General features: G+C 67.5%; 23 protein-coding genes. 10 read left to right on the top strand and 13 right to left on the bottom strand.

Translation table 11 applies throughout. From position 1 onward, the window contains the following. Genes FBZ88_RS05415 through FBZ88_RS05400 form a run of 4 tightly spaced genes read left to right on the top strand, consistent with a single transcriptional unit; the run spans position 1 to position 3,512 of the window. Positions 1–423, top strand: coding sequence for a DoxX family protein (locus tag FBZ88_RS05415; RefSeq protein ID WP_145615791.1), 423 nt, complete (start codon positions 1–3; stop codon positions 421–423). A 14-nt stretch (positions 424–437) separates the two neighbouring features. After that, complete coding sequence (locus tag FBZ88_RS05410) at positions 438–1,331, top strand: VOC family protein (RefSeq protein ID WP_145615790.1); 894 nt, start codon at positions 438–440, stop codon at positions 1,329–1,331. A 53-nt stretch (positions 1,332–1,384) separates the two neighbouring features. Beyond that, complete coding sequence (locus FBZ88_RS05405) at positions 1,385–2,812, top strand: alginate export family protein (protein ID WP_246138517.1); 1,428 nt, start codon at positions 1,385–1,387, stop codon at positions 2,810–2,812. A gap of 4 nt (positions 2,813–2,816) precedes the next feature. Then, on the top strand, positions 2,817–3,512 hold the full coding sequence (locus FBZ88_RS05400; protein WP_145615788.1) for a DUF1275 family protein: 696 nt from the start codon (positions 2,817–2,819) through the stop codon (positions 3,510–3,512). Here FBZ88_RS05400 and FBZ88_RS05395 read toward each other — a convergent pair. Further along, complete coding sequence (locus tag FBZ88_RS05395) at positions 3,484–4,029, bottom strand: winged helix-turn-helix domain-containing protein (protein ID WP_145615787.1); 546 nt, start codon at positions 4,027–4,029, stop codon at positions 3,484–3,486. The genes FBZ88_RS05400 and FBZ88_RS05395 overlap by 29 nt on opposite strands. A gap of 77 nt (positions 4,030–4,106) precedes the next feature. Here FBZ88_RS05395 and FBZ88_RS05390 point away from each other — a divergent pair, with 77 nt between their 5' ends. Together FBZ88_RS05390 and FBZ88_RS05385 are read left to right on the top strand one after the other, a co-directional pair. Beyond that, positions 4,107–5,522, top strand: coding sequence for a serine hydrolase domain-containing protein (locus tag FBZ88_RS05390; RefSeq protein ID WP_145615786.1), 1,416 nt, complete (start codon positions 4,107–4,109; stop codon positions 5,520–5,522). 101 nt (positions 5,523–5,623) lie between these two features. Then, a complete protein-coding gene (locus FBZ88_RS05385; protein ID WP_186464221.1) occupies positions 5,624–6,691 on the top strand; it encodes an aldose epimerase family protein in 1,068 nt (355 codons plus the stop codon). Positions 6,692–6,891: 200 nt separating this feature from the next. Here FBZ88_RS05385 and FBZ88_RS05380 read toward each other — a convergent pair whose 3' ends face one another. From FBZ88_RS05380 to FBZ88_RS05370, 3 genes are read right to left on the bottom strand one after another with little or no spacing between them, the layout of a single operon-like run. Beyond that, the gene (locus tag FBZ88_RS05380) at positions 6,892–7,332 is read right to left on the bottom strand and encodes a type II toxin-antitoxin system PemK/MazF family toxin (protein ID WP_145615784.1); all 441 of its coding nucleotides are present in this window, start codon (positions 7,330–7,332) and stop codon (positions 6,892–6,894) included. 1 nt (position 7,333) lies between these two features. After that, on the bottom strand, positions 7,334–7,591 hold the full coding sequence (locus FBZ88_RS05375) for a type II toxin-antitoxin system prevent-host-death family antitoxin (RefSeq protein ID WP_145615783.1): 258 nt from the start codon (positions 7,589–7,591) through the stop codon (positions 7,334–7,336). Positions 7,592–7,640: 49 nt separating this feature from the next. Beyond that, positions 7,641–8,522: an AraC family transcriptional regulator gene (locus FBZ88_RS05370; protein ID WP_186464220.1), complete on the bottom strand. Its 882-nt coding sequence runs from the start codon at positions 8,520–8,522 to the stop codon at positions 7,641–7,643. A gap of 257 nt (positions 8,523–8,779) precedes the next feature. Here FBZ88_RS05370 and FBZ88_RS05365 point away from each other — a divergent pair, with 257 nt between their 5' ends. Next, on the top strand, positions 8,780–10,372 hold the full coding sequence (locus tag FBZ88_RS05365; RefSeq protein WP_145615781.1) for a Na+/H+ antiporter: 1,593 nt from the start codon (positions 8,780–8,782) through the stop codon (positions 10,370–10,372). Here the strand turns inward: FBZ88_RS05365 and FBZ88_RS05360 are convergent. Next, positions 10,369–10,914, bottom strand: coding sequence for a PadR family transcriptional regulator (locus tag FBZ88_RS05360; RefSeq protein ID WP_145615780.1), 546 nt, complete (start codon positions 10,912–10,914; stop codon positions 10,369–10,371). The genes FBZ88_RS05365 and FBZ88_RS05360 overlap by 4 nt on opposite strands. Before the next feature lie 127 nt (positions 10,915–11,041). Between FBZ88_RS05360 and FBZ88_RS05355 the strand changes: the two genes are divergently transcribed. Genes FBZ88_RS05355 through FBZ88_RS05345 form a run of 3 tightly spaced genes read left to right on the top strand, consistent with a single transcriptional unit; the run spans position 11,042 to position 14,392 of the window. Then, complete coding sequence (locus FBZ88_RS05355; protein ID WP_145615779.1) at positions 11,042–13,087, top strand: oxidoreductase; 2,046 nt, start codon at positions 11,042–11,044, stop codon at positions 13,085–13,087. An 11-nt stretch (positions 13,088–13,098) separates the two neighbouring features. Further along, complete coding sequence (locus FBZ88_RS05350; protein WP_145615778.1) at positions 13,099–13,533, top strand: nuclear transport factor 2 family protein; 435 nt, start codon at positions 13,099–13,101, stop codon at positions 13,531–13,533. Positions 13,534–13,564: 31 nt separating this feature from the next. After that, a complete protein-coding gene (locus tag FBZ88_RS05345) occupies positions 13,565–14,392 on the top strand; it encodes a crotonase/enoyl-CoA hydratase family protein (protein ID WP_145615777.1) in 828 nt (275 codons plus the stop codon). A 3-nt stretch (positions 14,393–14,395) separates the two neighbouring features. Here the strand turns inward: FBZ88_RS05345 and FBZ88_RS05340 are convergent, their stop codons facing one another. The 8 genes from FBZ88_RS05340 to FBZ88_RS30120 form a co-directional block, all read right to left on the bottom strand. Further along, entirely contained in the window at positions 14,396–15,550 is a 1,155-nt protein-coding gene (locus tag FBZ88_RS05340; RefSeq protein WP_246138516.1) for an alanine racemase, read from the bottom strand. 268 nt (positions 15,551–15,818) lie between these two features. Next, on the bottom strand, positions 15,819–16,541 hold the full coding sequence (locus FBZ88_RS05335) for a glycosyltransferase family 32 protein (protein ID WP_145615776.1): 723 nt from the start codon (positions 16,539–16,541) through the stop codon (positions 15,819–15,821). A 13-nt stretch (positions 16,542–16,554) separates the two neighbouring features. Then, positions 16,555–17,349 (bottom strand): glycosyltransferase family 2 protein, encoded by a 795-nt coding sequence (locus tag FBZ88_RS05330; RefSeq protein WP_145615775.1) that lies wholly within the window; start codon positions 17,347–17,349, stop codon positions 16,555–16,557. A gap of 14 nt (positions 17,350–17,363) precedes the next feature. Then, positions 17,364–19,487, bottom strand: a complete 2,124-nt coding sequence (locus FBZ88_RS05325; RefSeq protein ID WP_145615774.1) for a tetratricopeptide repeat protein — start codon at positions 19,485–19,487, stop codon at positions 17,364–17,366. A 78-nt stretch (positions 19,488–19,565) separates the two neighbouring features. Continuing rightward, positions 19,566–20,162, bottom strand: a complete 597-nt coding sequence (locus FBZ88_RS05320) for a hypothetical protein (RefSeq protein WP_145615773.1) — start codon at positions 20,160–20,162, stop codon at positions 19,566–19,568. A 47-nt stretch (positions 20,163–20,209) separates the two neighbouring features. Continuing rightward, positions 20,210–22,087, bottom strand: a complete 1,878-nt coding sequence (locus FBZ88_RS05315; RefSeq protein ID WP_246138515.1) for an O-linked N-acetylglucosamine transferase, SPINDLY family protein — start codon at positions 22,085–22,087, stop codon at positions 20,210–20,212. Between the two features lie 61 nt (positions 22,088–22,148). Next, positions 22,149–22,421, bottom strand: coding sequence for a hypothetical protein (locus FBZ88_RS30125; protein ID WP_186464219.1), 273 nt, complete (start codon positions 22,419–22,421; stop codon positions 22,149–22,151). Between the two features lie 474 nt (positions 22,422–22,895). Continuing rightward, on the bottom strand, positions 22,896–25,148 hold a 2,253-nt coding region (locus FBZ88_RS30120; protein ID WP_186464218.1), incomplete at its 5' end, for a beta strand repeat-containing protein.

Here is a 25,148-nt window from a genome sequence, read left to right as displayed (position 1 = left end):
ATGGAAGGCTTGGCCGTCCGCGTGTTGACGCCACCCATCGTCCGGTGGGTGGCGCTGCTGGGCCTCTGCGCCGCCTATCTTCAGGGCGGCATCAACAAGGCCCTTGATTTCAGCGGCGCCGTGGCGGAGCTGGCGCACTTCGGCATGCCGGCCTATCCCGCGCTGGCGGCGGCGGTCATCGTGCTGGAGCTGGGGGCGTCGGTGATGATCCTCAGCGGGCGCCTGCGCTGGATGGGCGCCCTGGCCCTGGCCGGCTTCACCCTGTTCGCCACCGTCGTGGCCAACCGCTACTGGGAGATGGCGGGGCAGGAGCGCTTCATGACCGCCAACGCCTTTTACGAACACCTGGGACTGGTCGGCGGCTTCGTTCTCGTGGCCTGGCACGACCTGAAATCCCGCCCCCCTTCCTCGTCCGCATCCTGATGGGAGCCTTTCCGATGCGTATCCGTTCTTATGCCGCCGCCCTGCTGATGGGCGCCTGCCTGGCCCTGCCCCTGGCGGCACAGGCGGCCACCTCCGCCAGCCCGGCCGTCGCCGTGGCGCCGCAGTACGACACCACCCACGTCTATGTGGCGGTGGAGGATGTCGACAAGTTCGTCGCCAGCTTCCTCGCCACCTTTGGCGGGCAGAGCACCAAGCAGGTGGTGGCCACCGTCACGCCGACGCCCAGCAGCACCACGTCGCAGCTGCTGCAGACCCCGGTGGGCACCGTCTCGCTGTTCGGCTTCAAGACCCCCATCCCCTCCCCCTTCGGTGCGGAGCGCACGGGCTATCTGGTCACCGACATGGACGTGGCGACCAAGGCCGCCGTCGCCGCCGGCGCCGACGTGCTGGTGGAGCCCTTCCCCGACCCCATCGGCCGCGACACCGTCATCCAGTGGCCGGGTGGCGTGAACATGCAGCTGTACTGGCACACCACGACGCCCAACTACACCGCCTTCGAAACCGTGCCGGAGAACCGCGTCTACGTCTCCGCCCATAAGGTGAAGGAGTTCGTGAAGGACTGGGTGGCCTTCAGCCACGGCAAGGTGGTGTCGGATGATGCCAAGGCCCCGGGCGTGGAAATTGGCCGTCCCAACGACACCTACCGCCGTGTCCGTATCGAGAGCGCCTTTGGCAAGATGACCGTCCTGGTCACCGACGGCCACCTGCCCTGGCCCTATGGCCGGGAGATGACGGGCTATGAGGTCAAGAACCTGGATGAGACCCTGGCCAAGGCCAAGGCCGCCGGCGTGACCGTGGTGGTGGAGCCCTACACCGCCGACCACCGCAAGGCCGTGGTGGTGCAGTTCCCCGGCGGCTACGTCGCCGAAATCCACAGCGCGTCCTAAGACCCGTCATGATCCGCCGACGGCACCCGTCATCGCGCCCGTGCCGTCGGCACATGATGGCATCCGCGCTCGCTCTGGGCACCCTGGCCCTGGCCTGCGCGGTTACCGCCAGCGCCAAGGCGCAGGAGGACGACACGATAGAGACGCCCGCGGCCCCGGCCGCGACCCGCCCGGCCATCAAATCCAACCGATGGCAGGAGGACTGGTCGGCCCTGGCCAACCCGGCGTTGCGCACCGAACCGCTGGACGGGCTGAAGTACATCCCGCTGGACGATACCAACGCCCAGACCTACCTGTCGCTGGGCCTGACCCTGCGCGAACGGTTCGAGGATAACGAGGCGCCCCTGTTTGGCATTGGGGGGCGCAAGGGCGACAGCTACGTCATCCAGCGCCTGCAGACCCATATGGACCTGCGCATCGATGGCCACTGGCAGCTGTTCGGCCAGTTCGAGGACGCGCGCGCCTTCGACAAGACCACGCTGACGCCGGCCGACCAGAACCAGGCCGATCTGCGCCAGGCCTTCGTCGCCTACAGCGGCGACCTCACCGACGACATCACCCTGAAGGTGCGCGCCGGACGGCAGGAGATGGGCTTCGACCGCCAGCGCTTCGTCTCCACCCGCGATGGCCCCAACGTGCGCCAGGCCTTCGATGCCGTGTGGGTCAACGTCGAGACCGCCCCTTGGCGCATCATCAGTTTCTGGAGCCACCCGGTGCAGTACCGCACGGGGGAGCCGTTCGACGACTATTCCAACACCCACCTGCAATACGGCGGCATCCGCGTGGAGCATGCCGGTGTGGGCCCCGGGGAATTGTCCGCCTACTATTCCCGCTACCAGAACGACACCGCCAAATACCTGGACGCCAGCGGACTGGAGCGGCGCGATATCTTTGACCTGCGCTATGCCGGTGCCGCGGCCGGCTTCGATTGGGATGTGGAGGGCATGGCCCAGTGGGGGTCGGTGGGCCCCAAGGCGGTGGGGTCCTGGGCGGTTGGCGCCCTGACCGGCTACACCTTGAATGACGTCGTCTGGACGCCGCGCCTGGGCCTGCAGGCGGACGCCGCCTCGGGCGACGACCGCGCCGGCGACGGCCGCCTGGGGACCTTCAACCCGCTGTTCCCCAACGGCTATTATTTCGCGCTGGCGGGCTATACCGGCTATGCCAACCTGATCCACCTGAAGCCGTCGCTGACGGTGAAGCCGATGCCGAAGCTGAGCCTGATGACGGCGGCGGGCCTGCTATGGCGGCAGACGACGGCCGATGCCGTCTATGTCCAGCCCAGCAACGCCGTGCCCGGCACCGCCGGCAAGGGCACCCCCTGGACCGGCGTTTACGGCCAGCTGCGCGCGGACTATGCCGTCACGGCCAACCTGACCACGGCGGTGGAGGCGGTGCACTACGCCATTGGCGACACCTTGCGCCGCGCCGGCGGGCATGACAGCGATTATCTGGGCATTGAAGTCAAACTGGGATGGTAAGGCCATGAAACAGGGTTTGCCCGTGTTGTTGAGCGTCAACGGCGGCTATGTCGACACCGCCGGTTTCCTGGCCTTGCAGGGGCTGTTCACCGCCCATGTCACCGGCAACTTCGTCACCTTCGGCGCCTCGCTGGTGCTGGGCACCTCGGGCGCCGGGGCCAAGCTGCTGGCCCTGCCGGTGTTCTGCGTGGTGGTGATCCTGTCGCGCTTCCTCTGCGCGGGGCTGGAACGGCGGCAGATCCCCATCCTGCGCACCCTGCTGGTGCTGAAGATGCTGCTGCTGGCCGCCGGCGCCGCCCTGGCCATCCACTTCGGCCCCTTCCACAACGGCGACGCCCTGCCCGCCATCGTCACCGGCATGGTGCTGGTGACCGCCATGGCCCTGCAGAACGGCATGCACCGCGCCCATATGAGCACGACGCCGCCCACCACCCTGATGACGGGCACCACCACCCAGATCATGATCGATCTGGCTGACCTGATGCGCGGCGTGACGGGGGAGGCGCGGGCCGCCGCCAAGGGGCGCCTGGGCAAGATGTCGGCCAGCGTCATCGGCTTCGCGTTCGGTTGCGCCGCCGCCGCCGGCCTGTTCCTGGTGGTACGCGAATGGGCCTTCGTCGTGCCGCCGGTCATTGCCTTCATCGGCGTCCTGGTGACGGGCGACGTCCAGGCTAGCCCTGTGGCGCCAGCAGGACGGTGAGCAGGATCTCCTCCCCCACCTCGCAGTCCTGGTACAGCGCCTCTTCCAGCGCGTTCAGCGCCCGGTTAATGCGCGCCAGCTTGGCGGCGTTCGCGCGCACCACGTGGAAGCGCGCCGCCAAGGTGCGCTGATCGCCCTCGAAGCGCGGAGTGCCCCCCTCGATGGCGGCGGAAACGGCGCGCGCACCGGCCTCCGCCACCCGCAGGGCCGCCCGGGCATAGGTGCGCCGCCCCTCCTCCGTGCCCACGGCGGAGGAGGAGGATAGGTGGTCCGCCACCATGGCGTAGACCGCCTCCGGCCGGCGGGCCCCCCGCCGTTCCCCCACCACCCGCAACAGCCCGATCTCCTCCATCTGTTTCAGGTGATGGTAGAGCGAGGTCACCGGCCGGCCCATGCGCTGGGCGATTTCCCGTGCCGTCGCCTGCTTATCGATCTCCAGCCGCTGGATGATGGCCAGGCGGATGGGGGAGGTCAGGCAGTCCAGCTGCGGCTGGGTCAGGATGTGGGTGCTGGACATCAATCGCAGGCCATGACTTGTGCTTTCCAATAATTCAAAATATAAGCGTTTTTAGAATTATCTGGAAGAGGTGTTTCGTGGGCTTGCGTGGACCCTTGGCCGGTGTGCTGGCCCTGCTGCTGACGACCATCCCCATCGCCAGCGCCATGGCGGACCCGGTGCCGGCGGCGGCCATTGACCGCGACGTGACGGCCGCCCTGCGTCGCTTCGGCGTGCCCGGTGCGGCGGTTCAGGTGACCCGCCAGGGCACGGTCATCTACACCAAGGCCTTCGGGTCGCGGGACGTCCCAGGTGGCGCACCGGTGCGACCGGACACGTTTTTCGAGATCGGCTCCATCACCAAGCAGTTCACCGCCGCCGCCATCTTGCAGTTGCAGGAGGCCGGCAAGCTGCAGGTCGACCGGGCGCTGGCCGACTATCTGCCCGACGCGCCGCACGCGGCCGAGGTCACGTTGCGCCAGTTGCTGACCCACACCAGCGGCCTGCATGAGTATCTGGACGGGCCGGGGATCGATGAGTTGGCCACCCGGCCCATCGCCTATCCCGACCTGATCGCGCGGGTGGCACCCCTGCCCCTGGACTTCCCGCCCGGCAGCCGATGGTCCTATTCCAACACCGGCTATTTGCTGCTGGGCAAGGTCATCGAGGCGGTGTCGGGCGAGAGCTACCGCGCCTATCTGCAGCATCACATCTTTGACCCGCTGGGCCTGGGCGAAATGCGCACGACGGCGGAGGAGCCGCACCTGTCCAACATGGCCATCGGCCACCACCATGTGGATGGCCGGCTGGAGCGCGCCGGCATCATCGGCCCCGACTGGGCGGGTCCAGCCGGTTTCCTGGTCATGCGGCTGAGCGATCTGGCGGTGTGGGATGCGTCCCTACGCAGCGGCAAGGTCATCTCGGCGGACAGCTACCGCCAGATGACGACGCCCTTCATGACCAGCCAGAACGGCAGCGCCGACTACGGCTTCGGACTGTTCGTCGGCACTGTCTACGGCCAGCCACGCATCGGCCACACCGGCGGGTCGCTGGGCTTCACCACCGCCGACGAGTATTTTCCCCGCCAGGACGTGCGCATCGTGGCCCTGACCAACCTGGGCGATAACTCGCCGGAGGCAGGGGAGGCGCTGACCAATATCGTCTTCGCCGACCTCTACCCCGCCCTGGTGGCGGCGGCCGAACGGCCCGCCCCGGATGAGGACACCCACGTTACGCAGGCGGCGACGGATGCCTTCCGCGACCTGCAGACCGGCGGGGACTATGCCCACTTCGGTGCCATCCTGGGGGCCAAGCTGGCGAACGGCAAGGGCGCCAAGTTCGTCACCGACCTCGGCCCCTACGGTGCGCCCACGGCCGCGACCTTCAAGGGCGCGCGGCAGAGCGGGGCGGAGCGTTGGTACGACTACGTCCTGCATTTCGGCCCCGGCGTCTTCCTGTCCTTCGCCGTCCGCCTGGGGGAAGATGGCAAGGTGGCGGGCTTCTCCATCGGCTAGCGCTTCCTTCCCACCGCCGCTATAGTTACCGGTAACATGCCGAGTGGCGATAAAGGGGAGGAAACATGAACGGGACCAAGCGGGTACTCGCCCGATGCGTAATGGCGGCTGTTTGCCTGGCCGGGCAGGCCGGAAATCCCGCACTGGCCGCCACCGTCGAACACACCACTGTCGAGCGTGCGCCCTGGGGCACTGGCCCGGGCGGAGAGAAGACGGAGACGCTGACCGTCGCCAACGATATCGCCCGCCTGACGCTGTCCACCTATGGCGCGCGTATGGTGTCCCTGCAGCTGCCCGACCGCGACGGCCATTGGTCGGACGTGCTGATCCTGCCCGATACACCGGCCAAGCTGACGGATTTCTGGGTGATGGCCGGTGCCTCCATCGGCCGGTTCGCCAACCGCATCGCCAACGGCACCTTCCCCCTGGACGGCAAGACCTATCAGGTGGATCGCAACCTGGGGCCGCATACCCTGCACGGCGGGTCCAACGGCTTCGACAGCCGGATGTGGGAGGCCAAGGCCGTGCGCGACGGCGTGGAATTCCACTATGTCTCGGCGGATGGGGAAATGGGCTTCCCCGGCACCCTGGACGTGAGCGTGACCTATCATCTGGCCCGGCACGGCCACCAGGCCATCGTCACCATTGATTACGCCGCCAAGACCGACAAGCCGACGGTGGTCAACCTCACCAACCATTCCTTCTTCAACCTGGCGGGCGCCGGCCAGCCCATGACCGGCCAGGCCGTCACCATCGCCGCCGACCGCTATACCCCCACCAGCCCCGACGCCATCCCAGACGGCAGCGTCAAGCCGGTGGACGGCACCCGCTTCGACCTGCGCCACTCCACCCCGTTCAGCGCCATCCTGGGCAGCGGCGGCATGGACCAGAACTTCGTCCTGTCCGCCCCCAGCCTGAAGACCCTCGTGGCCACGGTGACCGACACGGCCTCCGGCCGCATGATGGAGGTCTATACCACCGAGCCCGGCCTGCAATTCTACCTGCCGGCCAAGCCGCCCGCCCTGAACGGCGTGCCCACCCACGGCTTTTCCCTGGAATCCCAGCACTTCCCGGATAGCCCCAACCACCCCTCCTTCCCATCCACCACCCTGCGACCGGGCCAAACCTTCCACTCCACCACCCGTTATGTGTTTACGGTGGGGCAGTGAGGGCACGCTCAGGATCCGGAGCCATCAATCATGGGAGCCGAACCCGGGAATCATACGGCGGCGTTTGATGAGGACCAGGGGGCGCAGGCTGCAAAGGCTGCGCGCTCTGCTGAACGCGTCCATGACTGCGGGCGGTCACAACAGCGACGACGACCTGGCCCGGATGTCGGATGCGAAGGCGGCGGAACTGGCCAAAACGGTCAGGCGTCCGTCTCACGATTGACGTAAGCGAGCCGCTTTTCAGCCAACGCTGACAGCACGGCCTTCCGTAACGCCGTGACCATTTTCAGCGGCAGTAGACCGTAGTCAAAACGCCCCGGCTTCCCAGGAATGGCGCGCATATCCGGGGATGGCCAGGCATCGATATTTGCTTCACTTAGAATGATCCAAGACGGCTGGTCGGTATCCAGGCCCAAGTGGCGCTTGATCGGTAACGGGATCTCCAAGGCGGGTGCGTCACCAGGCTGTCGCGTCGTTATCGGGACGATCAGCACACGTCTGTTTCCAACCGTGCCGGCAATTGACAACACAACGCAGGCGGGGCGTTCCTTGTCACCTACATCTTTGCCAGCCAACGCCTGACGCTTCCACACATACTCGTAACGAAACACCAGGCCAGGCCTGGCATCGCGCAGCGCCATGTCACTCGTCCATCAGGTGGTCGAGTGCAGCCTGGTCAGCGTCGTAGTAGGGTTCCTGCAAGGCGCGGAGAAATTCTTCCGGCATCTCCTCCATGGAGATCACCATCTTGTCGCGCTGCTTCAGGCGCTCGAACTCATCAACGGACAGAATCACCAAGCGATCCCGACCGTGGTAGCTGACGGTTACGGGCTCCCGCAATGCGGCCTCCTGGACCTGGGCTACGTTGCGCTGAAGATCGAGGGAACTGAATCGCCGCATCCCAAACTCCATAAAATACGTAAATTATGAATGCTGACCGTCCAAATGTCTACCCCTGCCGCCGCCGCCAAGCCGCCGGGGGCATGCCCGTGGCGGCGGCGAAGACGCGGGTCAGGTGACTTTGGTCGGCGAAGCCGCAGGCCAGCGCGATCTCGGCGATGGACTGCGGGCCGCGCAAAAGCTCTCGCGCGCGGGCCACACGATGGTCCAGCAGCCAGCGGTAAGGCGTCTGCCCCGTGGTTTCGCGGAAGGCCTTGATGAAGTGGCTGCGCGACAGGCCGCATTCGGCCGCCACCTCAGCGATGGCGACCTCGCCGCCCAGGTTAGCGGTCAGGAACTCCTTCGCCCGCGCCTCCTGCCATTGCGACAGGCCGCCCGTGCGCCGGCCGCCCGGCGGCGCCAGCGGGGCCATGCCGCCATAGGTCTGGGCCACGTGGATGGTCAGCGCCAGGGTCACCTGGTCCACAAACAGGCGGTTGCTCCGGTCCGGCATGTCCAGCGTGGGCAACAGGGCGGACACCAGGCCATAGGCCACGGGGTCCACCGTGCCCCGCGCGCGGGCGAAGCCGCTGACGGCCGGGCGCTCCAGTTCTTCGGACAGGGCGTCCAGGCTGGCGCGCGGAATCTGGACGCGGACATTGTCGAAGGATGAAAGGTGGCGGCAGGCCCAGCCCTCCCCCAGGTGGGTGACGGACAAGGCCATGCGGGCGTGCCCGCCGGCAAAGACCAGGCGGCCGCCGCGCCATAGCTCATGCCGGGCGAAGTCGCGCAGCTGGACGATGATGGAGAACATGTCCAGGCACGGGATATCCTGCCGGTCGCGGCTGGCGGGGTGGTCCTGGCGCAGGCGCAGGACCTGCGTGTCGCCCGCCCGCAGGCCGGTGGCGCGCGGTTCATCCGCGTGGGCACTGGCCAACTGAGTGTCCGGCATGATCTCCCCCATCTGGTTGGCGCGATCCCGCTTCCCCCTGGTGGGGTGCGCCACTAGACTACAGCCGCTGGGGACGGGTTGTCGAAAGACAAGGGCGGGGGCCGAACCGTCGCCGGCATGCCCTCCACCGTCCCGCCGTTTTGGCGGGACTATCGTTCAAATCCACGCGCATCCGACAAGAACGGCCGGCCGCCGCCCCCTACCGTGGCCCGTCGTTCGCGTGGATAAATGTTTTGCCGGAAAACCGTTGGGGGATCATGAGCAGCGTCGGGCAGTTCGAATTCATCCTGCTGCTGCTGGTGGCCATCCTGGGCCTGCGGCTGCTGGCTGGCCGCCTGGGTCTGCCGCCAGCGGCGGCGCTGATCATCGGTGGCATGGGCCTGGCCTTCGTGCCCGGCGTGCCGGCCTTCGACCTGGATCCCGATCTGGTGCTGGTGCTGTTCCTGCCCCCACTGCTGATGGATGGGGCCTACTACACCGTCTGGCGGGAGTTCCGGCGCAACCTGGCCGCCATCCTGCAACTGGCCATCGGTGCCGTGCTGTTCACCACCCTGGCCGTGGGCATCGTCACCCACATGCTGGTACCCAGCCTGCCCTGGGCCGTGTGCTTCGCCCTGGGCGCCGTGGTCTCACCCCCCGACGCGGTGGCGGCCAAGGCGGTGCTGGAGCATGTGACCCTGCCTCGCCGCCTGGTCGTGCTGCTGGAGGGGGAAAGCCTGCTGAACGACGCGGCCGGCCTGGTGCTGTTCCGCTTCGCCATCGCCGCGGCGCTCACCGGCGCCTTCAGCCTGGGCCAGGCCACCCTGGCCTTCACCGGTCTGGCGGTGGGTGGCGTCATCGTCGGCGGCGTGCTGGGCTATCTCTGGATCCGGGGCTTGCGCCTGCTGAAACATGAGCACCTGACCATCACAGCCATCTTCATGCTGCCCTGGGCCGCCTATATCCTGGGGGAGGCGGCCGGCGTTTCCGGCGTCATCGCCACGGTGGCCGCCGGCCTCGTGCTGGGCTGGCACCAGCATGAGGTCTTCACCGCCAGCGTGCGCCTGATGGGCACCGCCGCCTGGCAGGTCATGGTCTTCGTGCTGGAGGCTTTGGTCTTCATCCTGATCGGCCTGTCGCTGCGCGGCGTGATGACCCGCCTGGGCGGCGTGGAGCATGCGCTGGGCACCCTGGCCGTGCCGGTGCTGGCCGTGCTGGGCACCGTGGTGGTCGCCCGCTTCCTCTGGGTCTTCGCGGCGGAAGGGGCGGGCCAGATCCTGGGCTTGCTGGTGAAGCGCCGGCCGTTATGGTCCCCCGCCAGCGCCCTGTTGCTGAGCTGGGCCGGCATGCGCGGCGTGGTCACCCTGGCCGTGGCCCTGTCCATCCCCACCGAGGTGCCGGGGCGCGACCTGATCCTGGCCGCCGCCTTCGCCGTCATCCTGGGCACCGTGCTGATCCAGGGCAGCAGCCTGGGCCCACTGATCCGCTGGCTGGGCCTGGACAAATCCGCCGGGCACCAGGGTGCGGTGCTGACGGCACCCCAGGCCATGGCCGCCGTTAGCGCCGCCCAGCTGGAGGCCGTGCGCGCCCGCGCCCACAATGCCGACGGCAGCGTGCGCCATCCCCGCCTGCTGGAGCAGTACACCCACCGCGCCCGGGTGGCCGAGCGCTACTCCAAGGAGCGGGACGTCCTGAGCGCCGACCGCAGCGAGCATTACGACGTGATCCTGGCCACCATTGCCGCCGGCCGAACGGAGGTGCTGCGCCTGCACCGGACCGGCCGCATCCATGACGACGTGCTGCACGTGCTGGAATATGAGCTGGACTTGCAGGAGATGGCGGCCAGCACGTCGCGGATGAGGTTGGGTTAAGGTTTGTTTTTGTCGTCCGCCGCCAGCACGGCGATGGCCTTGCGGCAAAAGTCCACCCACAGCGTCTCCGCCATCACGCCGGCCTGCAGCACCAGATGCTGCAGCTCCCGCTGGCGGGTGGGACTGTCGCCCGCAAAGTCGCGCCGTTCGATCTCCTGATACAGGGCCAGCTTTTCCAGATGCTGGGCCAGGCGGCTTTCGATGTCGCGCACCAGGTCGGTGGGGCCGATCACCGCCTCCGCCCGCAGGCGCACCATCAGTTCATCGCGCAGGGGTTTGGGCTCCTGCGCCTCGCCCGTCCAGCGGCGCAGTTCCTTCCGTCCGGCCGGCAGCACCTGATAGGCCCGCTTGCGGCCCCGGCCGACCTCCGGCGCCAAGGCCGTGATCCAGCCCAGTTCCTCCAGCCGCTTCAGTTCGCGGTAAATCTGCTGATGCGTCGCCTGCCAGAAGAAGCCGATGGAGCGATCGAAACGGCCGGCCAGTTCGGAGCCGGAGCAGGGGCGCTCCAGCAAGGCGGTCAGCAGGGCGTGGGGCAAGGACATGAAGGCTCATCCAAGGGGGCACCTTTCGACGGTACCCGTCTGGACCGCCTTTATGCAACCAGTTGCATAAACGAGCCGCCTGCCCCATTATGCAACAAGTTGCATAATAAAAGACGGGCCCCCCACCATGACCACCCCCTACCCCCACCTGCTGCAGCCGCTGGACCTGGGCTTCACCCAGTTGCGCAACCGCGTGCTGATGGGGTCCATGCATACCGGGCTGGAGGATAGCCGTCAGAACCTGCACCGCCTGGCCGCCTATCTGGGGGAGCGGGCGGCGGGTGGGGTGGGACTGATTGTCACCGGCGGCTTCGCCCCCAACATCGCCGGCTGGACCAAGCCCATGGGCGGCACCCTGGCGCTGACGTCCACCGCGCGGCGCCACCGCCCCATCCCCGAGGCCGTGCATGCGGAGGGGGGCAAGATCGCGCTGCAGATCCTGCACACCGGCCGCTACGGCTATCATCCCTTCGCCGTAGCACCCTCGCGCATCAAATCGCCCATCAGCCCCTTTACCCCGCACGCGCTGAGCGCGCGGGGGATAGAGCGGCAGATCCGCGCCTTCGTCCGCTGCGCCCTGCTGGCGCGGGAGGCCGGATACGACGGCGTGGAGATCATGGGGTCCGAGGGCTATTTCATCAATCAGTTCCTGGTGACCCACACCAACAAGCGTACCGACGCCTGGGGCGGCTCTTACGAGAACCGCATGCGCCTGCCCGTCGAGATCGTGCGGCGCACGCGCGAGGCCGTGGGCCCGGATTTCATCATCATCTACCGCCTGTCCATGCTGGACCTGATCCCCGACGGCAGCACGTGGGAGGAGGTGGTGCAGTTGGCCAAGGCGGTGGAGGCGGCGGGCGCCACCCTGATCAACACCGGCATCGGCTGGCATGAGGCGCGCATCCCCACCATCGCCACCTCCGTCCCCCGGGGGGCCTTCGCCTGGGTGACCAAGAAGATGAAGGGCGAGGTCGGCATCCCCCTGGTCACCACCAACCGCATCAACACGCCGGAGGTGGCGGAGCGGATCCTGGCCGATGGCTGCGCCGATATGGTGTCCATGGCCCGGCCCCTGCTGGCGGACGCAGCGTTCGTGAACAAGGCCGCCGCCGGCAAGGCGGATGAGATCAACACCTGCATCGGCTGCAACCAGGCCTGCCTGGACCACACCTTCAAGGCCCAGATTTCTACCTGCCTGGTGAACCCCCGCGCCTGCCATGAGACGGAGTTGACCTACGCCCCCGCCGCCGTGCGCAAGCGTATCGCCGTGGTGGGTGCCGGTCCCGCCGGCTTGGCCGCCGCCACCGTGGCCGCCCAGCGCGGCCACGCCGTGGAACTGTTCGAGGCGGCGGGCGAGATCGGCGGCCAATTCAACATGGCCAAGCGCATTCCCGGCAAGGAGGAGTTCCAGGAGACGCTGCGGTATTTCCGCCGGCAGATCGAGCTGACGGGCGTCACCCTCCACCTGAACCGCAAGGTCACCGCCGAAGACCTGATCGGCGGCGGCTTTGACGCGGTCATCCTGGCCACGGGCGTCACCCCGCGCGATCCACGCATCCCGGGGCAGGAGGCCGGCATGGCCAGCGGCCGGGTGGTCACCTACCTCGACGTGCTGCGCCACAACAAGCCGGTGGGCCGGCACGTGGCCGTCATCGGTGCCGGCGGCATTGGCTTCGACATCAGCGAGTATCTGGTGCAGGACGGCCCCTCCCCCACCCTGGACCTGGCCGCCTGGCAGGCGGAGTGGGGCGTGACCGACCCGGCCACGACGCGCGGTGGCGTCACGCGGCCGGAGATCACGGCGCCGGCGCGCGCGGTCACACTGCTGCAACGCAAGCCCGGCGGGCTGGGCAAGGGGTTGGGCAAGACCACTGGCTGGATCCACCGCCGCCTGCTGAAGATGAAGAACGTGCAGATGCTGGCCGGCGTGAATTACGAGCGCATCGATGAGGGCGGCCTGTTCATCACCTTTGGCGAGAAGCGGGAAAACCCGACCGTCATTGAGGCCGACACCATCGTGCTGTGCACAGGGCAGGAACCGCTGCGCGAGCTGCACGAACCGCTGACGGCAGCGGGCGTCGCGGTCCACCTGATCGGCGGCGCCGACGTGGCGGCTGAGCTGGACGCCAAGCGGGCGATCAACCAGGGCAGCCGCTTGGCCGCCACCCTCTGACGGAGGCCATCATGACCGACCTGCCGCTGCATCCCGCCGTCGCCGCCAGCCTGGAGAAGTGGCACGACGGCGTCGCCCGCCGCGACCTGTCCTTCCTGCCCGCCATCGTGCATCCGGAGGCGGTGTTCCGTTCCCCCATGGCGTTCACGCCCTATGGCCCGGCGCAGGCCCTGGTCCTCATCCTGGGCACCGTCATCCAGGTGTTTCAGGATTTCGCCTATCATCGCCAGTTCGTCGACGCCGACGGCCTGAACGTGGTGCTGGAGTTCAGCGCCAAGGTGGGCGAGCGCGCGTTGAAGGGCATCGACATGATCCGCTTCGACACGCAGGGTCGCATCGTGGAGTTCGAGGTGATGGTCCGCCCCATGAGCGGCCTGCAGGCCCTGGGCGAGGAAATGGGCCGCCGCCTGGCCCATGCCCTGCCCGCGCACAAGCAGCGGATCTGACCAAGCCCGGCGCCTGAGGGAGCGGAAAGCCATGACACATGCGGTCCCCCAGAGGGCGGTCCCCCAGAGGGTCGGCCTGGACATCCAGGGCGCCATTGCCAATGTCCGCCTGACCCGGCCGGAAAAGCTGAACGCCCTGGATTTGGACACGCTGCGCCAACTGGTGCGCACGGCCGCCACCATCCGGCGCCAGCCGCAAATCCGCGCCGTCATTCTCAGCGGCGAAGGGCCAGCCTTCAGCGCCGGGCTGGACTTCGGCGCCGTCACCAAGCGACCGTGGGAGGTGGTGAAGGCCTTCGTCACCCTGGGCCGCAGCACCAACTTGTTCCAGCGCGCCTGCTGGTGCTGGCGCGAGCTGCCGGTGCCGGTCGTCGCCGTGCTGCACGGCCGCTGCTACGGCGGCGCCCTGCAGCTGGCGCTGGCGGCGGACTTCCGCATCGCCACGCCGGACTGCGAGCTATCGGTGATGGAGGGCAAGTGGGGCCTGATCCCGGACATGAGCGGCAGCGTGTCTTTACGCGAACTGGTGTCCATCGACGTGGCAAAGCGTCTGACCATGACGGCCCAGGTGATCAGCGGGACGGAGGCCAAAGCCCTGAACCTGGTGACCGAGGTGGCGGACGACCCCATGGCGGCGGCGGAAGCGTTGGCGGCCGAGCTGTGCGCCCGCTCCCCCGACGCGGTGGCCGGCGCCAAGACCCTGTTCCAGCGCGCCTGGAGCGCCAGCATCCGGGGCGCCTTCGCGGCCGAGCGCCGCATCCAGTTCCAGATCATGCGCGGCCCCAACTGGCGCATCGCGCTCAGCGCCGGCCTGGAGAAGAAGGCGCCGCAGTTCCGTGAACGAAGCTTCCGCCGCTGAACCTTACCAGCCGTTGAAGCGATCCCAGCGACGCAGGTCACCACCATCCTTGGGCAGGACGGTATAGGCGTCGAACTGGGCACCGGTGGCGCAGGCGTGGTTGGGCAGGATGCGCAGCTGGGTGCCGATGGGGAACAGCGCCTCCAGGTCGGCGCCGGCCGCCCCCGTCCAGTGCAGCACGCCATGTTCCTGGTTGGCATCGCGGAAGGCCAGGTCGGCGATGGGCGTGCCGTCGACGGCGGCGACCAGGCCGTAGCCATGGTCCTTGGCCTGGCGCTGGGTCCCCCGGTCGCGGCTCATGGCCATCCAGCCGCCATCGGTGATGATCCAGCCCGTGTCGGCGCGGTGGCCGATGACGGTGGACAGCACCGACAGGGCGATGTCGTCCACCGCGCAGACGCCCACCCCGGCCATGACCAGGTCGAAGAAGACATAGACGCCGGCGCGCACCTCCGTCACCCCCTCCAGATGCCGGGCGCTGAGGGCGGTGGGGGTGGACCCGACGCTGACCACCGGGCAGGCATGGCCGGCGGCGCGCAGGCGTTCGGCCGCGCGCACGCAGCCCGCCCGTTCTTGCTCCGCCATGGCCGTCAGCGCCTCGGGCGTGGTGAGGCCGTAGGAGCTGCCGGCGTGGGTCATGACCCCGCTGAGGCGGGCACCGCCGCCGCCCTCGACCGTCAGGGCCGCCGCCACGTCCAGCAGCGCCGGCGCCTCCGGGTGGATGCCGGAGCGGTGACCATCGGTATCGACCTCGATCAGCACGGTGTGGACATGGCCGTTCTCCCGCCCATGGCGGGACAGGCGCTCGGCCGCCGCCGCCGATTCCACCACCAGGGTCAGGCGCACGCCGGCCTTGGCCAGGCGCAGGGCGTGGTCGAACTTGGGCGGTGCGATGGCCACGGCGTAGAGGATGTCGCCATAGCCGGCAGCGAAAAAGCACTCCGCCTCCTTCAAGGTGGACACGGTCAGGCCCCGGGCACCGGCGGCCACCTGGCGCCGCGCCACCTCCAGGCACTTGGCCGTCTTCACATGGGGCCGGAAGCGCACCCCCAGCGCATCCATGCGGATCTGCATGCGGGCGATGTTGGCCGCCATCCGCCCCTCGTCCAGCAGCAGCACGGGCGTTTCCAGGTCGGGGGGAAGGACGGGACGGGTCACCAGGGCTCTCCTGCCGGCGGTCGAAAGCGGCCGAAGATAGCGCGCGGACGGCCCCGTCCCCAGAAGAAAAGCCCGGTTCGATCGGGTGAGCGAACCGGGCCTGAAGGTGGGTAGGAAGGAAGATGAAGCCCCGCGCGCCCGGTCCGCCCGAATGGGAAGGGACGCGCGGACACCTGGAACCCGCCAGCCGGGCATCGGTTCCAGGGCGGTCCATGACGGTTCTGAGGCCCCGAGTTCCTTGCCGGATCCGCCGGCGGCTGCAGCCCGCTTAGCGATACGACGCGAAGCTGGGGTCGATGGGGGACAGCAGCAGCTGGTGGCGCTGTTCATAGGTCAGGGGGTGGAAGATTTCCCCCAGCAGTTCCGCCCAGCGCAGGGGATAGGGCGAGGGCTGGCCGTTGGGCAGCAGCACGCCCGTCTGGTCCAGGGGATGGATGGCGGGATGGCGCCGCAGCGCTTCCAGCTTTTGATCCAGCAGCGCTTCCGTCCGCGCCAGCCAGGCGGCGGTGAGCGGCGTGCCCTTCCTGAAAATGAAGGCGCAGAGGCCGATCAGCTCCTGATGAGAGCGGCGCAGCAGGTCGCCGAACTCCCCGGTGATGTGCGGAATGCCGTGGGCCAGCTCCTGATAGCCGAGGGCCAGCTTGTCCGATGCCGCCAGCTGGTCGAAGAACGGCCCCCACCTCTTGGAGGTGCTTTTGATGTCAGTGTAGCCACCGCCGTAGTGGTGCATCAGATAGCAGCGCAGATAGTCCGCCTTGTGGGTGGAGCTGAGATAGGGCCAGGCGGGGTGCAGGGGGAAGTCAGGCTTCACCCAATCCCCCACCGTCTCGCGCGTGATGAAGGCGACGCCGCAGCCGGTGTTGCGGAAGATGGTCCACAGCGCCCGCAAGCGGGCATCCGACATGATCTCCGGCCCCGTCCACAGGCAGAAGACGATGCGGCCGGCAAAGGCGTCCAGGTCGTGCGGCGTGGCGGTCCCGGGGGCGGTCATGATAAGGCAGCCGTTAGAGCATGGAAGGGGTGGCCGGGATGCCCAGGCCATTCATCAGCGACACCCGCCGCTGCGCGATATCCGCATTGGGTGCGGGGTGGCGGCGGTAGACATAGAGATAATCAATGACGACGTTGTAGTCGTTGGCCGCGCGGCTGTCCCCCCGGCGGTCCGTCGTCGCGTCCTTCACCTCGAAGATGCGGGAGGCCAGCACCGGCACGTGCACCGGCATCTGCCGGTTGATGACGGCCAGCATGAAATCCCAGTCCTCATAGGCCCGCATGAACACGTCGAATTCCAGCCCCGCCAGCAGCGTGCGCGGAAAGGCGCAGCACGACATGTGGACCTGATTCTTGATGTAAATCTCCAGCGTCAGGCGCCCGGCCACGTCCATGAAGCCTTCGTCCAGGAATTCCGGCCTGTCCGGCCCCCGCCGTTCGGTGACGACGCTGCTGTTGCCGTAAACGGCCAGGCCTTGCTGCACCGCAGGCTGGGCCAGCAGGGCGGGGATGAAGTTGGCGTGCCAGGCGTCGTCGTCGTCCAGGAACAGGACATAGCGCCCGCGCGCCAGTGACAGGCCCAGGTTGCGGCTGGCCGAGGGGCCGGGGGCGCCGTTGCGGCGGATGTAGATATCGTCCGCCGACAGCCATGCGGCGCAGGCGCGGTCCGTCTCTCCATCCGTTGCGTCGGAAACGACAATGACTTCCACCGCCGCCGGCTGCTGCTTGACGGATTCCAGGGCGCGGCGCAGCAGGTGCGCCCGCTTGTGCGTGGGAATGATGACGGTGACATCGGGTTGGGCGGCCATGGTGGTTCCGATGGTCAGCGCTTGCCCGCCTTGCGGCCGGCGGCGGGCTTGCTGGCCGCGCCATGGGTCTGTATTTCTTCCGCCAACCGCGCCGTCACCGCCGCCATGACCGGGCCCCATTCACCCGGTGCCGGCTGGCGGAACTGCGTCAGGTTGGGGTACCAGGGGCTGGTCTCCATCCCCGCCTCCAGCCAGCGCCAGCAGCTGTCGAAGCGGTTCAGCAGCCACACCGGCCGGCCCAACGCGCCCGCGAGGTGGGCCACGGCGGAATCCACGCTGATCACTAGGTCCAGGCCTTGTACCAGGGCCGCGGTGTTGGCCATGTCGGCGAAATCCGCCGTCCAGTCGATCAAACCCAGGGCGGCGCCGTCCCCCCCCTTCTGCAGGGAGAAGAAGCTGGCCCCCACCTGGTTCAGGAGGGGACCCAACAGGTCCGGCGCCACGGAGCGGCTGCTGTTGCGCGGGTGGTTGGGGTTGCCCGCCCAGCACAGGCCCACCCGCAGGCCCTGGTGCGCGGCCAAGCGCTGGGCAAACGCCGCCGCCTCATCCGCGGGGGCGGCCAGGTAGGGCACCTCCGCCGGCACCGTCGCCAGCGTGGTGCGGAAGGCGCCCATCAGGTTGTGCAGAGGCAGGCGCAAGTCGAACCCGGCGGAAAGCTCGCCGATGGCCACCGCCTCATCCACCTCCGGCATGGCGGCCACCAGGCGCAGCAGCTCCGGCTGGCATTCCACGACGACGCGGGCGCCCAGGGCCTTCAGCGGCCGGGCGTAGCGCACAAACTGCAGCGTATCGCCCAGGCCGCTGTCGGCCGACAGCACGATGGTGCGTCCATCTTGGCGTATGGGCCGGCCGGCCGGATCCATGAACAGGCCGATCTGGCTTTCCGTGATACGGCCATGCCAAATCCAGGCGATGCCCTCCGCCCCCTTGACGAAGTCGCCCTTCCGCAGGTGTTGGCGGCCGGTATAGATGTTGGCTTCGACATGCGACGGGTTGATGCGCAGCGCGTTGGCCAGGTAGGCCAGCGCCTCATCCGTCCGCCCCAGATGCTCGGCGTACTTGCCAAGACGGCAGTAAACGTCGTCGAGGTTGCCCAGCAGACCACCCTTTTCCTGCAGCAGGGCCACCGCGTCCTCATAGGCCCCCAGCGTGTCATAGGCCTGGGACAGCGCGTTGATGACCCGGGGGTCGTCGGGAGCCGCCGCCAGCGCCCGGCGCAGCATATCCCGCCCCTCCTCCGCCCGCTGGTTGGCCACCAACTGGTTGCCCAGGTTCAAGAGGGCGTCGACGTAGGCGGGATTGATCCCAAGCGCGCGACGCAGCAGGCGCTCGGCGTCCGAAAAGGGGGCGATCAGGGCCAGGTTGTTCATGACCACCAGATTGTCCGGATCGGCGGCCAGGATGGCGGCGTAGGCCGCGTGCGCTTCCGCCACGCGGCCCTGCTGATGCAAGCCGATGGCCTCGGCGAACCTGGTGCTGATTTCCTGCCGGCGCGCCACCTGGGCGAACCGTGCCGCACTGTCGTCGGCCGCGGCACCCAAGCCCCAGCCCTTGTTCCGCTTGCGCAACACGACCTCGATGGCCGATTCCGACGGGCCCTTCAGGGTTTGGTCGCGCAAGGGCGCGTCATACTGGAAGCCGCTGTCCAGCTTCTCCAGCTTCAGCACCTCCACCTCTTCCTTGAACAGATCCAGCAACTGCACGACGCTGATCGACTTCGGCGACCAGCTCTGCGGCTTCAGGATGGTGAAGGTCCATTTGTGGTCCTGGTTGAAGATGGAGGGCCACACGCCCTGCTCATACATATCCTCGTCCGGAATGGTGATGATCAGATGGCCGCCGGGCTTGCAGATGCGGATCCAGTTGCCGAGCGACCGCACGGGGTCCACCAGCTTTTCCAGGCAATGGCTGGAATGGACGAAGTCGTAACTGTTGTCCGCCACCCCTTCCATCAACATGGCGTCACCATCGGGCACATCCCACGGCCGGGCGGACTTCATCAGCGGAAAATAGTCCCGGAGGTTGCCCAAGGGACTGGGGCCGCAGCCGATGTCTATCCCATCGCCCACGATCCAGCGCCGGGCGAAGCGCCCGTCTGCGGCACGGCGCAGCATCTGCTTGGTCGTCTCATCCGCCATCACGCCACTCCGCATATCGGCAGCGTCCCGTCCCGGGACGCGTCGAGAAAATGACCAAACCGAGCCGCAGGCATCCTGTCACCGCGGGGTCAGCGCCAGATAACCATCATCGGCATAGTCGCGGACGATAGTGTGAGTGTGGCGGAACTGGCGGAAGACGAAATCGATGTTTCGGTCGTAAAAGGCCAGCTTGTGCTCAGGCACTGGCACGGCACCGTCGGCATAGGGGCCGTCTTCATAGGCGCGCAGACCATTCACCAGAATCACGTCGCGGCTGCGTGGCCGCAACTGCCGCAACTGGGCCATCAGGCTTTCCAGCGGCGGGCGCAGGGCGTCGTTCCCACCGGGGCCATACTTGGCCTGGTGATAGGCGGGGCCGGGTTCGTGGCCATCAAGCCAGAACAGTATGGGAAGCTGCGCCGGGACCAAGGGCAGCACGGCCTTCAGCACATCCTCGCGGGTGGCGTACAGCAGCTGGGCCCGAGGCACACCCGCCAGGCGCGTGCGCGCCTGGTTCAGGGTCTCCGTCGCGGTTTCGGCGGAGAACAGCCGCTCGAATCCGAAGGACGCGGCATGCAGCACGTTGTCGCCCGTCCCTGTCAGGGTCTCCAGATAGACCTGGCACTGATAGGCGTCCAGCAGGCCCTTGAGATCGAAATGACGCAGTGTTCCCATGCGACCCACCGTTGGATGTGCAGCCCTTTACCGTCCGCGTCCCGGCATCAGCCGGCCTTGCCAGGCGTGACCCGGATGGACAGCAGCCGCTCTTCCAGCTCCTGGACAAAGCGGTCGGTGTCGCCCAGGGTGCGCCGCCAAGCCTCGCCACCCGCCAGCGCATCGCGGAAGGCCTTGTACTCCTTGGGCTTGTTGCCCAGCTTCACCGCCAGTTTCACATAATCATCCACACTGGTGGTCACGCCCTGGGGCAAGCCCACGGTGCGGAGCAGGCTGCCCGCCATGCGCGAGGCGAAGGTCTTGCCGGATAGGGTGACGATGGGCAGGCCCATGCGCAAGGCGTCGCTGGCCGTGGTGCCGGAGTTATAGGGATAGGTGTCCAGAAACACGTCGGCCAGCGGCAGGCGAGCGAGGTATTGCGCCGGGCTGGCCGGGCCGGCGAACAGCAGGCGGCCGGGATCGATGCCTCGGGCGCGCGCCCGTTCCTGCATGTTCTGCCGCGCCCAAGGCGTGCGGGCCAGCAGCCACAGCACGGAATTATCCACCCCACCCAGGATGCGCATCCAGGCGTCGAAGACCTCTTCCGTGATCTTGTAGGTGTTGGAGAAGCAGGTGTAGACGAACTTGTCCGCCGGCAGGCCCACGCTTTCCCGCGTGGGGGACGGATCCACCAGCGCCTTGCTGTCGTTCACCTGATAGCAGATGGGCATGTACAGCGGCTTGGGGTGGAAATCGCCGGCCAAGTCCTTCGGCACGACGAAATCGTCGACGATAGCGTAGTCCAGCTCAGGAATGGGCTGCGAACCGACGAAGCCCAGGTAGGTGATCTGGACGGGCGCCGGCTTGCGCCGGACGATGCCGGGCCGTGACCCATCGGTCAGGCCGTTGAGATCGACCAGGATATCCAGCTCGTGCTGGCGCATCAGCGCCGCCACTTGGTCGTCGCTCATTTCCACGACGCGGAACCATTGGTCGAAGGCGCCCAGGATGCGATGCCGCAGATAGCTGTTATCGTCCAGGCCCATGTCATAGCCATAGACCTCGAACTTGGTGCGGTCGTGCTTCTCGATCAGCTCCACCATCAGCATGCTGACGGGGTGCAGGTTGTAGTCGGACGACAGGTATCCGATGCGCACCTTCTCATGGGCGTAGCCCTGCGCCGGGGCCAGCCGCTCCGGCGTGCCGAAGCGGGAAATCCATTGTTCGACCCAGCGGTTGACCACCGCGTTCTCATCGAACAGCGACATCAGCGTCAAACCGCCGGAGCTGGCGACCATGTCATCCTTGGTCAGGCCGGGAATGGGCAGGTAGACAGGCCAGGCGCACATCTTCAGGCGCAGGTGCACCCAATGGCTGATGGCGTCGGACTGCTTGGGCACGGTCAGGAGGCTGCGATACAGCTCCCGCTCCGCCTCCTCGAACCGGCTCAGCCGTTCCAGCAGGCGGCCCCGCTGGTTCAGCAGGGTGGTGCGCATGTCGTCGGGCTGAATGGATCGGCGCCAAATCTCCAGCGCCTCATCATGCTTGCCCTGACCTTCGGACATCAGGCCGAGGTTGATGGCGGCGATCAGGAAATCGGACTTCAACGACAGGGCGGCGTTGTAGGCCGCACCGGCCGCAACCGTGTCGCCCACGTTGGCCAGTTCCACACCCAGATTGAAATAGGCCGCGTGCCGCAAGGTGGCGTCCGCCGGTACCTCATCCAGCCAAAGCTGGTACAGCGAGGCGGGCCGCATCCAGGGGGCGGCCTCCCGCGCCGCCTCGACCAAGCCCAGCAAGGCCGTGAAATCCAGACGGCCCACCAGGTAACGAAATGCAGTTTCCTCGATCCCTGGCGGGATCTTCCACGCTCTGGCGGTCAGGTATTCGATAACGTCAGCGGTTTGCAGCGGTGCCTGATGGGTAATGGAAGCAGCAGAGGCCACGGTCGACGTTCCACGAATAAAGCGCCTCAGGACTTCTTAGTCCCTGAAATATCAAATGGAATCATAACACGATATTGACGGTGGAGCGATCCGCAACTTTAGCCTGCTCGCTGCCCGGCGCCGCTGTTTCCGGCGGCGCCGGCGATGCCGGCGCGGAGGCCGCGTTGTTAACGGGGGTCGCAGCGGCCTGGGCACCGCCATTTTGCGACCCAGATGCCTGGGCGACGGCCGTCTGGGTCTGCACGACCTTGGCATAGGCCGTACTGCCCTGCAGCTGGCGCGAGGGCGACAGCCGGAAAGCGCCTTTTTCGGACTTTTCGTTCTTCGTCGTCACGTTGTCACCAACCCGAACCGCCGGCCGCTGATATCCCGGCATCGCTGGCGATGCCTGTGCCGCCATATTATACGCCGCCACGCCCGACAGCATACTCTGCTGAGAGATTCGGACGGCATCCGCCGGGGTACTGCTCTGGGCGGGCCTGGGCGGGGCCGCCGCGGCGCCCGTCTTGGCCAGGGCTTTCTGAAAGTCGGTGTCACCCCGGCTGGCGGGCGTAGCCTTGGTAAGGGCGGTCCTGCCGACCACCCCGCCTATCGGCCGCGATGACACCGGATCGTTACCCATTAACCCCAACCCCGCACACGTCCCCACTGTCGGGATGCATGCCTTAACCACGAATCGAGGGCTCTGAAAAGCGCCGAAGATTGAAAGGCTCAGCGCCCCTCAATCCTCTGGCACCCGCCGCCCCTGGACGGGCCGGAGATGCTGCCCCGCAGCCCCGGCCCGAACCAACACGCCCCCCTTACATCCTTACCCAGACAGACCCGTCAGCCAAGCGTTGACCTGATCGGTATTGAACGCGTGGACCTGGGCCGAAGTGAACACGCTGGCCTGGGCCGTCGTCAGGTTCGACAGCTGGTCGGTGGTCAACCCGGAGACTTGGTCTGTCGTCAGGCTCGTCACCTGGCTGGTCGTGAACTCCCGGATATCCGCCGTGGTCAGCGCGCTGATCTGGGCCGTCGTCAGCGACTGCACCTGGGCGCTGCTGAGGGCCGCTACCTGGTTGCTGGACAAGGCCGACAGGTTGTCCGTCGTCAGGCCGGACACCTGGCTGGTCGTCAGCGCCTGCACCTGCGCGGTGCTGAGCGCCCGGACATCCGTGGTGCTCAACGCCCCCAGCTGATCGGTCGAGAGCGCCTTGACCTGGGCACTGTTCAGGCCGGTCACCTGACTGCTGCCCAACGCGGAAAGCTGGGCCGTGGTCAGCGACTGGACCTGGGTCGTCGTCAGCTTGGTCACCTGGGCCGTGCTGAGGGCGTTCAGGTTATCCGTGCTGAGCGTCGACACCTGCGCCGTCGTCAGGGACGAGACCTGGGCCGTGGTCAGGGCCCGCACATCCGACGTGCTGAGGCTGTTCAGCTGGTCGGAGGTCAGGGCCTGAACCAGAGCGGTGGTCAGGCTGGCCACCTGGGCGGTGCTGAACGCCGTCACCACGTCGGTGGTCAGGTTCGACACCTGCGCCGTCGTCAGCTGGCCGATCTGGCCGGTCGTGAACTCCCGGACATCGGCGGTGGACAGCGCGTTCAGCTGGGTGCTGGTCAGCGACTGGACCTGGGCGCTGGTCAGAGCCTGGACTTGGTTGCTGGTCAGAGCCGACAGGTTGTCACTGCTGAGGCCAGGCAGCTGGGCCGACGACAGAGCCTGGACCTGGGTGCTGCTCAGCTTCGTCACCGTCGTGGTGGACAGGGCGTTCAACTGGTCGGAGTTAAGCGCCTTCACCTGGGCCGTTGACAGGCCGGTGATCTGCGCCGTTCCCAGCGCCGAGACCTGGTCGGTGGTCAGGGCACCCACCTGGGTGGTCGTCAAACCGGCTTCCTGCGTCGTCGACAGCGCCGCCACGTTGGTGGTGCTGAGGGCCGACAGCTGCGCCGTCGTCAGTTGGCCGATCTGGGCGCTGCTGAGCTCACGCACGTCGGCGGTCGTCAGGCCATTCAGCTGATCCGTGGTCAGCGACTGGATCTGGCTGCTGGACAGCTTCGCCACCTGATTGCTGGACAGCGCGTTCAGGTTGCTGGTCGTCAGGCCGGACACCTGGCTGGTGGACAGCGCGCTGATCTGCGCCGTCGTCAACGCTTGGGCGTCCGCCGTGCTGAGCGAGGCCAGCTGGTCAGTCGACAGCTGCTGCACGTCCGTCGTCGTCAGACTGGCAACCTGCGCCGTCGTCAGGGCCCCCACATTGGTGGTGCTCAGGTTCGAGACCTGGGCCGTGGTCAGCTGGCCGATCTGGGCCGTCGTCAGTTCCTGCACGTCCGCCGTGGTCAGGGCGTTCAACTGATCCGTGGTCAGCGACTGGACCTGGGTGCTGGTCAGCTTCGCCACCTGGGCGCTGGTCAACGCGTTCAGGTTGTCGCTGCTGAGGTTGGACACCTGCGCCGTCGTCAGCTGGCTGATCTGCGCCGTCGTGAACTCACGGACGTCGGCGGTCGTCAGGCTGTTCAGCTGGCTGCTGGTCAGGGCCTGGACCAGCGCGCTGGTCAGGCTGGACACCTGGGCGCTGTTCAGGGCGCTCAGGTTGGTGCTGTTGAGGCCGGAAATCTGCGCCGTCGTCAGCTGGCTGACCTGCTGGGTCGTCAGCTTCTGCACCGTGTCGGTGGACAAGGCGTTCAGCTGGTCGGTCGTCAGGGCCTTCACCTGGCTGGTCGACAGGCTGGTCACCTGCGCCGTCGTCAGGGCCGCGGCCTGGTCGGTCGTCAGCGACTGAACCTGGGCGGTCGTCAGGCCGGCCACCTGGGTCGAGCTGAGGGCCTGCAGGTTCGTGGTGCCCAGCGTCGACAGCTGCGCCGTCGTCAGCTGCCCGACCTGGGTGCTGCTGAGCTCACGCACGTCGGCGGTCGTCAGGCCGTTCAGCTGATCCGTGGTCAGCGACTGGATCTGGCTGCTGGACAGCTTGGCCACCTGAGTGCTGGACAGCGCGTTCAGGTTGCTGGTCGTCAGGCCGGACACCTGGCTGGTGGTCAGCGCGCCGATCTGCGCCGTCGTCAGCGCCCGGGCGTCCGCCGTGCT

The sequence above is a fragment of the Nitrospirillum bahiense genome (assembly GCF_007828025.1).
Classification (GTDB): Bacteria; Pseudomonadota; Alphaproteobacteria; order Azospirillales; family Azospirillaceae; genus Nitrospirillum; species Nitrospirillum amazonense.
Note: the sequence above shows the minus strand (reverse complement) of the source record. Positions and strands in the feature narration are given on the sequence as shown.

Bases quoted from the DNA above. Each gene is read 5' to 3' on its own strand.
- FBZ88_RS05415 (WP_145615791.1), top strand. From the start codon at position 1: ATGGAAGGCTTGGCCGTCCGCGTGTTGACGCCACCCATCGTCCGGTGG.
- FBZ88_RS05375 (WP_145615783.1), bottom strand. From the start codon at position 7,591: ATGCGGCGATTCAGTTCCCTCGATCTTCAGCGCAACGTAGCCCAGGTC.
- FBZ88_RS05335 (WP_145615776.1), bottom strand. From the start codon at position 16,541: ATGACCGCCCCCGGGACCGCCACGCCGCACGACCTGGACGCCTTTGCC.
- FBZ88_RS05380 (WP_145615784.1), bottom strand. From the start codon at position 7,332: ATGGCGCTGCGCGATGCCAGGCCTGGCCTGGTGTTTCGTTACGAGTAT.
- FBZ88_RS05355 (WP_145615779.1), top strand. From the start codon at position 11,042: ATGACCACCCCCTACCCCCACCTGCTGCAGCCGCTGGACCTGGGCTTC.
- FBZ88_RS05320 (WP_145615773.1), bottom strand. From the start codon at position 20,162: ATGGGAACACTGCGTCATTTCGATCTCAAGGGCCTGCTGGACGCCTAT.
- FBZ88_RS05350 (WP_145615778.1), top strand. From the start codon at position 13,099: ATGACCGACCTGCCGCTGCATCCCGCCGTCGCCGCCAGCCTGGAGAAG.
- FBZ88_RS05410 (WP_145615790.1), top strand. From the start codon at position 438: ATGCGTATCCGTTCTTATGCCGCCGCCCTGCTGATGGGCGCCTGCCTG.
- FBZ88_RS05360 (WP_145615780.1), bottom strand. From the start codon at position 10,914: ATGTCCTTGCCCCACGCCCTGCTGACCGCCTTGCTGGAGCGCCCCTGC.
- FBZ88_RS05405 (WP_246138517.1), top strand. From the start codon at position 1,385: ATGATGGCATCCGCGCTCGCTCTGGGCACCCTGGCCCTGGCCTGCGCG.
- FBZ88_RS05400 (WP_145615788.1), top strand. From the start codon at position 2,817: ATGAAACAGGGTTTGCCCGTGTTGTTGAGCGTCAACGGCGGCTATGTC.
- FBZ88_RS05365 (WP_145615781.1), top strand. From the start codon at position 8,780: ATGAGCAGCGTCGGGCAGTTCGAATTCATCCTGCTGCTGCTGGTGGCC.
- FBZ88_RS05325 (WP_145615774.1), bottom strand. From the start codon at position 19,487: ATGGCGGATGAGACGACCAAGCAGATGCTGCGCCGTGCCGCAGACGGG.
- FBZ88_RS05330 (WP_145615775.1), bottom strand. From the start codon at position 17,349: ATGGCCGCCCAACCCGATGTCACCGTCATCATTCCCACGCACAAGCGG.
- FBZ88_RS05385 (WP_186464221.1), top strand. From the start codon at position 5,624: ATGGCGGCTGTTTGCCTGGCCGGGCAGGCCGGAAATCCCGCACTGGCC.
- FBZ88_RS05345 (WP_145615777.1), top strand. From the start codon at position 13,565: ATGACACATGCGGTCCCCCAGAGGGCGGTCCCCCAGAGGGTCGGCCTG.
- FBZ88_RS05395 (WP_145615787.1), bottom strand. From the start codon at position 4,029: ATGTCCAGCACCCACATCCTGACCCAGCCGCAGCTGGACTGCCTGACC.
- FBZ88_RS05370 (WP_186464220.1), bottom strand. From the start codon at position 8,522: ATGCCGGACACTCAGTTGGCCAGTGCCCACGCGGATGAACCGCGCGCC.